The organism is Mycobacterium ostraviense (assembly GCF_002705925.1).
GTDB classification, from domain to species: Bacteria; Actinomycetota; Actinomycetes; order Mycobacteriales; family Mycobacteriaceae; genus Mycobacterium; species Mycobacterium ostraviense.
In genome coordinates this window covers 612,520-623,418 of sequence record NZ_NKRE01000001.1, presented here as the reverse complement: position 1 = coordinate 623,418, position 10,899 = coordinate 612,520, and the positions used below count along the sequence as shown (strand labels likewise).

Here is a 10,899-nt window from a genome sequence, read left to right as displayed (position 1 = left end):
CGCTGCGCCGAACCCGCTGGTTCCGGCTGGGCTTATGCGTACTGCTGCCCCGGCGGCGGTCCCGGCGGAAACCCGCCCGGGGGCGCCGACTGCTCGACCGGCACCACCTGGCCACCCGTCAGCTTGCGGTAGGTGTAGACCTGGACCAGCGCGGCGACCGGAACGCCGACGACCATGCCGACCACGCATGCGAGTTCGCCGATCAGCACGGCCGCATACTGCACCAGCCAGGACAGCGCGCTGTTTCCGAGTTCGCCGCGAACGGTCGCGATGCTGGCCTTGATGGAGTCGATCGGCGACAGGGATTTGTCGACGACGAACGCAACGGCGAATTGGGCGAAGAAAGCCAAGACGAGCGGCCCGACAATAGTGCATGACACGATCATCGCCCCGATGGCCAGCAACAATGCGGTCAGCAGCACTGTGCCCACATTGCGGGGTTTGAAGAACGTTCCGATGCTCACCGGCTTGCCGTCGGCAATGTCAAGGCAGCCGGTGGTAAGTCCGGCGTGCATATAGACGGCCACGAAGAACACCGCGATGTAGCCGATGATCGTGAGGATCCAGCCGATCGCGGAAAACTGTGCGGACGTGCTGTGGTAGCTGTAGTCGTAGTCGACAACGGTGGTCGTCGTGGTCTCCGCGGTCGCGAAGGCGATCGCCAGCGGGATACCGATCACCGCGACCATCGCCAGGCCGTAGATGACCAGCGGCACGACCAACGCCGCGACGTTCTTGGTGAACTTGTTCCACGCCCAACTGATCGCTTCGCCAACGCTGAAGCCCGACTTCGGCGGTCCCCCGAAACCCGGCTGAGGGGGGTAGCCCGGCGCAGGTGCTCCCGGCGGGCGGTATCCGGGAGGCGGGGGCGGAGCGCTGTAGCCGGGAGCCGAGTAGCCGCCCGGCGGCGGGCCGTAGCCGGGCGGCTACTCCTGTCTCCCGTAACCGGGCGGGGGAGGCGGCGGCGCGCCGTAACCCGGCGGCGGCGTGGTCCCGTAACCCGGCGGCGGGGGAGGCGGCGGGTAGCCCGCGGTGCTGTTATCGCCGCCCTGGGGGTCGGCCGGAGTGCCTGGGTGTTCTGGCGGCTGGCTCATCGCTGTCCTAAGTGGCTGGTCGTTCGCTCTCGCCTGGCATGCGTGTGGAATTAGCAAACCGGAACTTAGCAAATGTGGGCCGGAGGCGCGCGGGTTGGTGGTGCTCCTTTTTCCGGGTGGCGACCCCGGCGCGTGCGACGCCTCGGCTCCCTCAGTGCTCGCGTGGTATGTCTGAAGCGTGTCCGACGGTCTGTTCGACCTGCCCGGCGCGCCGAAGCCGACCGGTCATGGCCTCGACGTATCAGCCGGCGCGCCGCTGGCGGTGCGGATGCGTCCGGGGTCGCTCGATGAAGTGGTCGGGCAGAACCACCTGCTGGCGGCGGGGTCGCCGTTGCGCCGCCTGGTCGAGGGGTCGGGCGTGGCGTCAGTGATCCTCTACGGTCCGCCCGGAAGCGGCAAGACGACGCTGGCCGCGCTGGTCTCGCAGGCCACCGGACGCCGGTTTGAAGCCCTGTCGGCGTTGTCGGCCGGGGTCAAGGAAGTCCGGGCTGTCATCGACGAGGCACGGCGGGGGCTTCTTGCCGGCGAACAAACGGTGCTGTTCATCGACGAGGTGCACCGGTTTTCCAAGACCCAGCAGGATGCGCTGCTGTCGGCGGTGGAGAACCGGGTGGTGTTGTTGGTGGCCGCGACTACCGAGAATCCCTCCTTCGCGGTGGTGGCCCCGCTGCTGTCGCGGTCGTTGATCCTGCAGCTGAGGCCGCTGACCCCCGACGACATTCGGATCGTCGTGCAGCGCGCGATCGAGGATCCCCGTGGGTTCGGCGGGCGCGTGGTGGTCACACCCGAGGCCGTCGAGCTGCTGGTGCAATTGGCCGCCGGGGATGCGCGCCGGGCGCTGACCGCGCTGGAGGTGGCTGCTGAAGTCGCCGACCAGGTCACCGTCGAGGCGATCGAGCAATCCCTGGACCGGGCCGCGGTCCGCTACGACCGCGACGGTGACCAGCACTACGACGTCGTCAGTGCCTTCATCAAATCGGTGCGTGGCTCCGACGTCGACGCCGCGCTGCACTATCTGGCCCGCATGCTCGTCGCCGGTGAGGACCCCCGGTTCATCGCGCGGCGGCTGATGATTCTGGCCAGCGAGGACATCGGCATGGCCGACCCGACCGCGCTGCAGACCGCGGTCGCCGCCGCCCAGACCGTGGCGCTGATCGGCATGCCGGAGGCCCAGCTGACGCTGGCCCACGCCACTGTGCACTTGGCCACCGCGCCGAAGTCCAACGCGGTCACCACGGCCTTGGCCGCGGCGATGGCCGACATCAAGGCCGGCAAAGCCGGCCTGGTCCCGGCTCATCTGCGCGACGGGCACTACTCCGGTGCCGCGGCGCTGGGCAACGCGCAGGGCTACAAGTACGCCCACGACGACCCGGATGGTGTTGTGGCTCAACAGTATCCGCCGGACGAGCTGGTGGGCGTGAACTACTATCGGCCCACCGGTCGCGGCGGCGAACGTGACATGGCCGGCCGACTGGACCGGCTACGGGCGATCATCCGCAAGAAACGGGGACGGGCATGAAGACCTTTTACCGACGACGAGATGAACCAACTGTTGCCAACCGCCAGGCGCTACAGCGTCGTCATCCTCAAGCGGGGACCAAAGTTCGGTGATTGAGGCGGCGCCGGCCATCGTCTGGGAGCACGGGCGCCGCAACTTCGCACTGCGCGACGAGGGTGTGCTGGCGGTAGTCCTGCCGGTCACCGACGGTTGCGACGTCTGCGGCATCGGGGTGTTCGCGGCGACGGTGGACGACACCGCGGCGATCATGAACGACGACCCGGGCGTGGCCGCGGGCGTATTCAGCTGCGAGGTACACCCGTGCCGAGGCTTTCCGGGTGACGCCCTGCCCTGACGACCGCGCGGCTGTCCTCTGCAGCCGGGCGTCCGCTTCGGGCCTGGACGGCGCGACTTCGAGTGTGCGCCTAGGGTTTCCAGAGTGTAGCTACGGCGGCCGACGGGCACTTGGGGCCACCGTGAGCGCACACTCGACGCCACCGGCGCACACTCGACGCCACCGGCGCATGCTCGTCGCCACCGGCGCACACTCGAAGCCGGGTTAGACCAGCTCAGGTACGCGCAAGTGCGCGATCGCCAACTCGAACTCGGCCACGTCAAGCACCTCGGCGCCCAATTCGCGGACCCGCCTGCTGCGCAACTCGGTCGCCTGGTCGCGGTTACGGGCCATCGCGTCCATCGTGTCGAACGTGGTGCATGACACCGCGCGCCGGCATGCGGGATGGTCAACCATCAGGCTGGCACTGCAGAACCCGTCCAAACCCTCCATTTCGGGCAACACATGCATCCCGTAAAAGTCCAGCGATCGCTCGATCTGATCCGGCACCACCTTGAGCCAGGTGGCCCGCACGCATGCCCCGGGATGCGAGTGGTGGTCGCGGTGCAGCATGGCGATATTCCATTCCTCGACCCGGGCGTTGCCGGAGAACATCATCGCGGCCCGATCCCGCACGGGAGCCACCCGCTCGGCGCTGGCGCGCATTGCCTCCAGGGTCTCCCAGGCGCTGGTGGCGATGCAGGTACCGGACTGTCGGTCAACCAGCAGCGACAACCCGACATATCCGTTGATCGCCTGCAGAGCGGGCATCACGACATCGCGAACGTGCGCGATTCCAATGTCGACCGACAAGGGTTGTGCCTGGATGGTGGTAGAGCGTGCGTACACGATCGGCCCCTCTATGTCGGGGCGGCGCCCCGGTGGCGCCACCGGTCTCACCGAATACCTTCCTCCTACCGAACAGCCGTGGCAATAAATTCTTGGGCCCCTCCTGGATCGGCACTTGGATCGCCGGGCCGTGAAATCCGTCCCGGTAGGCTAGGCGGGTGGATACCGATGTGCTCGATGTCGACACCGCGCGTCGCCGCATTGTCGATCTCACCGACGCGGTGCGTGGCTTCTGCGCGTCACACGGTGACGGGCTGTGCAACGTGTTCGTCCCGCATGCGACGGCCGGGGTGGCGATCATCGAGACCGGCGCCGGCTCCGACGATGACCTAGTCGACACCCTGGAAAGACTGCTGCCGCGCGACGACCGCTATCGGCACGCGCACGGCTCTGCCGGGCACGGCGCCGACCACGTGCTGCCGGCCCTGGTCGCCCCGTCGGTGACAGTGCCGGTCTCGGGCGGCGAGCCGCTGCTGGGCACCTGGCAAAGCGTCGTTCTGGTCGACCTGAACCGGGACAATCCGCGGCGCTCGGTGCGTTTGAGTTTGTGGAAGGCTAAGCCGGGCACAAAGCGTTCTTTGGAAAGCCGTCTAATAGACCGGCGAATAGGCTGGTATTGAATCTGACCGAGGAAACTTAGGGAAGCGACGACAGTGCAGACACACGAGATCAGGAAACGGTTCCTCGATCATTTCGTGAAGGCCGGTCACACCGAGGTGCCCAGCGCATCGGTGATCCTCGACGACCCCAACCTGTTGTTCGTCAACGCCGGCATGGTCCAATTCGTGCCCTACTTCCTGGGACAGCGCACACCGCCGTATGCGACGGCCACCAGCATCCAGAAATGCATCCGCACCCCCGACATCGACGAGGTGGGCATCACCACCCGGCACAACACCTTCTTCCAGATGGCCGGCAATTTCTCGTTCGGCGACTACTTCAAGCGCGGGGCGATCGAACTGGCCTGGTCGCTGCTGACCAACGCTGTCGCCGCCGGCGGATACGGGCTGGACCCGGAAAAGCTTTGGGCCACGGTCTATTTCGACGACGACGAGGCCGCCGGCCTGTGGCGGGAAGTTGCCGGTCTGCCGCCCGAGCGGATCCAGCGCCGCGGCATGGCCGACAACTACTGGTCGATGGGTATTCCCGGGCCGTGCGGGCCGTCCTCGGAGATCTACTACGACCGCGGCCCCGACTACGGCCCCGAAGGCGGGCCGATCGTCAACGAAGACCGTTACCTCGAGGTGTGGAACCTCGTCTTCATGCAGAACGAGCGCGGTGAGGGAACCACCAAAGAGGACTACGAGATCCTGGGCCCGCTGCCCCGCAAGAACATCGACACCGGCATGGGGGTCGAGCGGGTCGCGCTGGTTCTGCAAGACGTGCACAACGTCTACGAGACCGACCTGTTGCGACCGGTCGTGGACACTGTGGCCTTGGTCGCCGCGCGCCCCTACGACGCCGGAAATCACGCCGACGACGTGCGCTACCGCATCATCGCCGACCACAGCCGCACCGCGGCGATCCTGATCGGCGACGGCGTAAGCCCCGGCAACGACGGTCGCGGCTATGTGTTGCGCCGGCTGCTGCGCCGTGTCATCCGGTCGGCCAAGCTGCTCAACATCGACACCCCGATCGTCGGCGACCTGATGGCCACCGTGCGCGACGCGATGGGTCCGTCGTATCCCGAGCTGGTCAGCGACTTCGACCGGATCAACCGCATCGCCGTCGCCGAGGAGACGGCGTTCAACCGCACGCTGGCGTCGGGTTCCAGGCTGTTCGACGAGGTCGCCGGCACCACCAAAGCCAAGGGCGCCACGGTGGTTTCCGGTTCGGACGCGTTCACCTTGCACGACACCTACGGGTTCCCGATCGAGCTCACCCTGGAAATGGCCGCCGAATCCGGGCTCAAGGTCGACGAGGCCGGATTCCGCGAGCTGATGGCAGAGCAGCGCCGCCGAGCCAAGGCCGACGCCGCCGCGCGCAAACACGCGCACACCGACCTCACCGCCTACCGCGAGCTGGTCGACGCCGGACCCACCGAATTCACCGGATTCGACGAGCTGGCTTCGGAGGCAAGGATTTTGGGCATCTTCGTCGACGGCAAACGGGTTCCGGTGGTGGCCCACGGTGACGCTGTGGACGCAGACCGGGTGGAATTGGTCTTGGACCGCACCCCGCTGTACGCCGAGTCCGGCGGACAGATCGCTGACGAGGGAACCATCAGTGGAACCGGATCGGGCGCCAGCGCCCGAGCGGCGGTCACCGACGTGCAGAAGATCGCCAAAACCCTTTGGGTGCACCGGATCAACGTCGAGTCCGGAGAATTCGTCGAGGGCGACACCGTTATCGCCGCGGTGGACTCGGGCTGGCGCAGAGGCGCCACGCAAGGTCACTCGGGGACCCACATGGTGCACGCCGCATTGCGGCAAGTACTGGGGCCCAACGCGGTTCAGGCCGGCTCGCTGAACCGACCGGGCTATCTGCGGTTCGATTTCAACTGGCAGGGGCCGCTCACCGAAGACCAGCGGACCCAAATCGAAGAGGTAACCAACGAAGCGGTGCAGGCCGATTTCGAAGTGCACACCTTCACAGAGCACCTCGACAAAGCCAAGGCGATGGGTGCGATGGCGCTCTTCGGCGAAAGCTACCCCGACGAAGTCCGGGTCGTCGAAATCGGTGGGCCGTTCTCGCTGGAGCTGTGCGGGGGCACCCACGTGGAGAGCTCGGCGCAGATCGGGCCGGTGACCATTTTGGGCGAATCGTCGATCGGCTCCGGGGTGCGCCGGGTGGAGGCCTACGTCGGGCTGGACTCCTTCCGTCACCTGGCCAAGGAGCGCGCCCTGATGGCGGGGCTCGCTTCGTCGCTGAAGGTGCCCTCCGACGAAGTCCCCACGCGGGTGGCCAACCTGGTGGATCGGCTCAAGGCCGCCGAGAAGGAGCTGGAACGCGTCCGGCTGGCGAATGCGCGGGCGGCTGCGGTCAACGCCGCCGCCGGCGCCGAACGCATCGGTAACGTCCGGGTGGTGGCACAGCGCATGTCGGGCGGCATCACATCGGCCGATTTGCGTTCCCTGGTAGACGATATCCGCGGCCGGCTGGGCAGTGATCCGGCGGTGATCGCGCTGATCGCCGAAGGCGAGAACGACAGCGTGCCCTATGCCGTCGCGGCCAATCCGGCCGCCCAGGACCTGGGGATCCGCGCCAACGAGCTGATCAAACAGCTGGCGGTGGCCGTCGACGGCCGCGGCGGCGGCAAGGCCGACCTGGCCCAGGGCTCCGGAAAGAAACCGGCCGGCATCGACGCCGCGCTCGACGCGGTCCGCGCCGCGATAGCGCGGGTCGGTTGAGTGAGCGCCCCACTTCAGCGCCAGCCCGACCGGCCCGGCGACTCAGACCCCGGACCGGGACGACGCCTCGGCATTGATGTGGGAAGCGTGCGGATCGGCGTGGCGTGCAGCGACCCCGACGGCATCTTGGCCACTCCCGTGGAAACAGTGCGCCGCGACCGCTCCGGCAAGCACCTGCGCCGGCTGGTTTCGCTGGCCACCGAACTGCGGGCCGTCGAGGTGGTGGTCGGACTGCCGCGCACGCTGGCCGACCGCATCGGCCCGGCCGCCCAGGATGCGATCGATCTGGCCGATGCGCTGGCACAGCGCATCGTCCCGACACCGGTGCGGCTTGCCGACGAGCGGCTGACCACGGTGAGCGCCCAGCGATCACTGCGCCAGGCGGGCCTCCGGGCCAAAGAACAACGTGCGGTGATCGACCAGGCCGCTGCCGTGGCAATCCTGCAGGCGTGGCTGGATCAACGCCGCAGTACCGCGCCCGGACCGGTAACCGGGAACGTGGCCGATGGCTGAGGACGTCGATCGTCAGCGGGCCGAGCCGGTGGCGGTGGGGCCGCACCGGCACCGGATGAGCAGAGCAGACCGGCGCAAGCGCAGCCACAGCCGCAGACGACGGCGGCGCATCCTGGGCGGATTGGCCTTCACCCTGCTGGTCGCGGTCGTGGTGACGGCCGTGGTTTTCGGCGGCAAGCTCTGGCACCTGATGCTGGGTGCCGGTAACGACTACACCGGATCCGGCAAGCACGACCTGGTGATTCAGATCGAGGCGGGCGACTCGACCACGGCGGTCGGGGAGACGCTGTACAAGCACGGCGTGGTGAAAACGGTTCGGGCGTTCGTCGACGCCGCGCACGGCAACGAGGCGATTTCGTCGATTCAGCCCGGCTATTACCGGATGCGCACCGAGATTCCGGCGGCCAACGCGGTTGCCCGGCTGGCCGACCCGAAGAGCCGGGTGGGCAGGCTGGTCATCCCGGAGGGACGTCAGCTCGACGACACCACCGACATGAAGACCAACGTGGTGACGCCCGGAATCCTCACGTTGATCTCGCGGGCGACGTGTGTGGATCTTGACGGGAACAAACACTGCGTTGCGGTGGCCGACCTGCGCGCCGCGGCAACCAAGAACACTCCGGCGATGCTCTCGGTGCCGCCGTGGGCGGTTGAGCCGGTGATCGAGCTTGGCGATGACCATCGACGCATCGAGGGGCTCATTGCGCCGGGCACCTTCAATGTCGATCCGTCGGCCTCGGCGGGCGCCATCTTGTCGTCGCTGATCAGCGCGGGCGCCGTGGAATACGCCAAGGCGGGTTTGGTGGACACCGCCACGTCGCTGGGCCTGTCACCCTACGACATCCTGGTGGTGGCGTCGCTGGTGCAGCAGGAATCCAGCGTCCAGGATTTCCCGAAGGTGGCGCAGGTCATCTACAACCGCCTGCACGAACACCGCACGCTGGAGTTCGACTCCACCGTGAATTACTCGCTGGATCGCCGGGAAGTGGCCACCAGCGACGCCGACCGCGCGCTGCGCACGCCGTGGAACACCTACATGGCCGAGGGGCTGCCGGCGACCGCGATCTGCTCGCCCGGAGTGGACGCGCTGCACGCGGCCGAACATCCGGCGCCCGGGGACTGGCTGTATTTCGTCACCATCGACTCTCAGGGCACGACGCTGTTCACCCGGGATTATCAGCAGCATCTGGCCAACATCGAGCTGGCTAAACACAACGGTGTCCTCGACAGCACCCGCTAGAAAAGCCAGGAAGGCCGGGGTTCTCGGCAAGCCGATCGCGCATTCGAAGTCCCCGCAATTGCATCTGGCCGCCTATCGGGCGCTGGGCCTGGACGACTGGACCTATGAGCGCATCGAGTGCACGGCCGAGCAATTGCCCGTCGTCGTCGGCGGGTTCGGCCCGGAGTGGGTGGGCGTATCGGTGACCATGCCGGGCAAGTTCGCCGCCCTGCGGTTCGCCGAAGAGCGAACCGCCCGCGCTGAGCAGGTTGGTTCGGCCAACACGCTGGTGCGCACGCCGCGAGGGTGGCGGGCCGACAACACCGACATCGACGGGGTGACCGGCGCTCTCGGCGCGGCTTCCGGAGACGCGGTGGTGCTGGGGTCCGGCGGCACCGCTCCGGCCGCGGTCGTCGGGCTGGCCCAACTCGGCGTCACCGGCATCACCGTGGTGGCGCGCAATCCGGGGAAAGCGGCCCGATTGGTCGACCTGGGAACGCGGGCCGGCGTGACGAGCCGGTTCTGCGCCCTCGACGATGCCGGATTGCCCGACCAGGTCGCCGCCGCGCACGTGCTGGTCAATACATTGCCGGCCGACGTGGCAGGGCGGTACTCGCAGACGTTGGCCGGCATCCCCGTGCTGCTGGACGCCATCTATCACCCGTGGCCCACACCGCTGGCCGCCGCGGTGACGGCTGCCGGCGGCCGGGCCATCAGCGGGCTGCAGATGCTGCTGCATCAGGCGTTCGCTCAGGTGGAGCAATTCACCGGGATGCCCGCGCCCCGTGAGGCGATGACTTGCGCATTGGCGGAACTGGGTTAGCGTGCCCCGAGATGTGGATGGGCACGCTGGCGGCGGCGGTTGCGCTGTGGATGGCAGTGCTGTGCGGCTACGACGTCCGGGAGCGGCGGTTACCTAACGCGTTGACCGTGCCCGGGGCCGCGGTGATCCTGCTCGGCGCGCTGGTTGCGGGCCGAGGCGTGCCGGCGCTGGCCGGCGCGGCCGCGTTGGCCGGGGTGTACCTGCTGGTGCACCTGGTCACTCCGGCGGCGATGGGCGCCGGTGACATCAAGCTGGCGGTCGGCGTGGGCGGGTTGACCGGCTGCTTCGGTGCCGACGTGTGGTTTCTGGCGGCGCTGGCGGCGCCGCTGCTCACGGCGGTGTGCGGCCTGGTTGCCCGGATTATCGGCGGCGCCGACAGCGCCGCCACCTTGCCGCACGGCCCGTCGATGTGTCTGGCCACCGCCGGCGCACTGGCACTGGTGGTGATGTGAGCCGGGGTTGCGTGCGCCCGACCGCGATGTAGCACATTGAGTGCTACCATAGGTAGCCGTGGAAGTGATTGGCGTCCGAGAGCTCCGGCAGCACGCATCGCGGTATCTCGCCCGGGTTGAAGCTGGCGAGGAACTCGGCATCACCAATAACGGGCGGCTCGTCGCCCGACTTGTTCCGGTGCGGGCGGCAGAGCGTTCTCGCGAAGCCCTGATCGAATCAGGCGCCGTGATTGCGGCCCCACGCCCGCAGAACCTTTTCGAGGTGACAGCAACACCGGCGCCGGATCGCAAGCGCACTCTCTCCGATGTTCTCGACGAGATGCGCGACGAGCAGTGATTTACCTGGACACGTCGGCTCTGACCAAATTGCTCATCGCTGAACCGGAGACGGCCGATCTGCGCAGCTGGCTGACTTCGCAACGAGAACAGGGCGAATTCGCGGCGACGAGCGCGCTCGGACGGGTCGAGTTGATGAGAGTCGTTGCCCGGTACGGGGACCCGGCCCACGTCGAACGTGCACGCTACCTTCTGGACGGGCTCGACATTCTTCCGCTCACCGCGCCGGTGATGAATCTCGCCGAAACGATCGGCCCGGCCACCCTGCGCTCGCTCGACGCGATTCACCTCGCAGCGGCCACGCAGATCAAGCGGGAGCTGAGCGCGTTTGTGACCTATGACCATCGTTTGTTGGCCGGCTGCCTCGAGGTCGGGCTGGTGACCGCATCGCCCGGCGCAGTCCGCTAGTCGTCGGAACCGACGGACAAGGC

The 10,899-nt window shown here is 67.7% G+C and carries 9 protein-coding genes and 3 pseudogenes; 10 read left to right on the top strand and 2 right to left on the bottom strand.

The features are described 5' to 3' along the window. Positions 1-32: 32 nt before the first annotated feature. Positions 33-1,094: pseudogene (locus CDN38_RS02650) on the bottom strand (hypothetical protein). 178 nt (positions 1,095-1,272) lie between these two features. Between CDN38_RS02650 and CDN38_RS02645 the strand changes: the two are divergent. Together CDN38_RS02645 and CDN38_RS02640 are read left to right on the top strand one after the other, a co-directional pair. After that, on the top strand, positions 1,273-2,613 hold the full coding sequence (locus tag CDN38_RS02645; protein ID WP_075513415.1) for a replication-associated recombination protein A: 1,341 nt from the start codon (positions 1,273-1,275) through the stop codon (positions 2,611-2,613). 21 nt (positions 2,614-2,634) lie between these two features. Next, positions 2,635-2,947, top strand: a pseudogene (locus tag CDN38_RS02640) (hypothetical protein). 204 nt (positions 2,948-3,151) lie between these two features. On the opposite strand, the gene CDN38_RS02635 reads toward CDN38_RS02640, so the two are convergent. After that, positions 3,152-3,775 (bottom strand): hypothetical protein, encoded by a 624-nt coding sequence (locus tag CDN38_RS02635; protein ID WP_075513417.1) that lies wholly within the window; start codon positions 3,773-3,775, stop codon positions 3,152-3,154. 170 nt (positions 3,776-3,945) lie between these two features. On the opposite strand from CDN38_RS02635, the pseudogene CDN38_RS02630 reads away from it, so the two are divergent. The 8 genes and pseudogenes from CDN38_RS02630 to CDN38_RS02595 all read left to right on the top strand — a co-directional run. Further along, positions 3,946-4,320: pseudogene (locus CDN38_RS02630) on the top strand (secondary thiamine-phosphate synthase enzyme YjbQ); the annotation flags it as partial. Positions 4,321-4,428: 108 nt separating this feature from the next. Beyond that, positions 4,429-7,125 carry an alanine--tRNA ligase gene (gene alaS, locus CDN38_RS02625; protein ID WP_075513414.1) on the top strand — a complete coding sequence of 899 codons (2,697 nt, stop codon included), beginning with the start codon at positions 4,429-4,431 and terminating at the stop codon, positions 7,123-7,125. After that, a complete protein-coding gene (gene ruvX, locus CDN38_RS02620) occupies positions 7,126-7,638 on the top strand; it encodes a Holliday junction resolvase RuvX (protein WP_075513413.1) in 513 nt (170 codons plus the stop codon). Next, positions 7,631-8,878: an endolytic transglycosylase MltG gene (mltG, locus tag CDN38_RS02615; RefSeq protein WP_075513412.1), complete on the top strand. Its 1,248-nt coding sequence runs from the start codon at positions 7,631-7,633 to the stop codon at positions 8,876-8,878. The genes ruvX and mltG overlap by 8 nt, the downstream gene beginning before the upstream one ends. Next, positions 8,856-9,680, top strand: a complete 825-nt coding sequence (locus tag CDN38_RS02610; RefSeq protein WP_075513411.1) for a shikimate dehydrogenase — start codon at positions 8,856-8,858, stop codon at positions 9,678-9,680. Before mltG ends, CDN38_RS02610 begins: the two co-directional genes overlap by 23 nt. Positions 9,681-9,697: 17 nt before the next feature. Beyond that, positions 9,698-10,132 (top strand): prepilin peptidase, encoded by a 435-nt coding sequence (locus tag CDN38_RS02605; RefSeq protein WP_075513416.1) that lies wholly within the window; start codon positions 9,698-9,700, stop codon positions 10,130-10,132. 58 nt (positions 10,133-10,190) lie between these two features. After that, a complete protein-coding gene (locus CDN38_RS02600) occupies positions 10,191-10,469 on the top strand; it encodes a type II toxin-antitoxin system Phd/YefM family antitoxin (protein ID WP_075513410.1) in 279 nt (92 codons plus the stop codon). After that, entirely contained in the window at positions 10,466-10,876 is a 411-nt protein-coding gene (locus tag CDN38_RS02595; protein WP_075513409.1) for a type II toxin-antitoxin system VapC family toxin, read from the top strand. Before CDN38_RS02600 ends, CDN38_RS02595 begins: the two co-directional genes overlap by 4 nt. Positions 10,877-10,899: the final 23 nt, after the last annotated feature.

Coding starts and splice junctions, on each gene's coding strand:
- mltG (WP_075513412.1), top strand. CDS start 7,631: ATGGCTGAGGACGTCGATCGTCAGCGGGCCGAGCCGGTGGCGGTGGGG.
- CDN38_RS02605 (WP_075513416.1), top strand. CDS start 9,698: ATGGGCACGCTGGCGGCGGCGGTTGCGCTGTGGATGGCAGTGCTGTGC.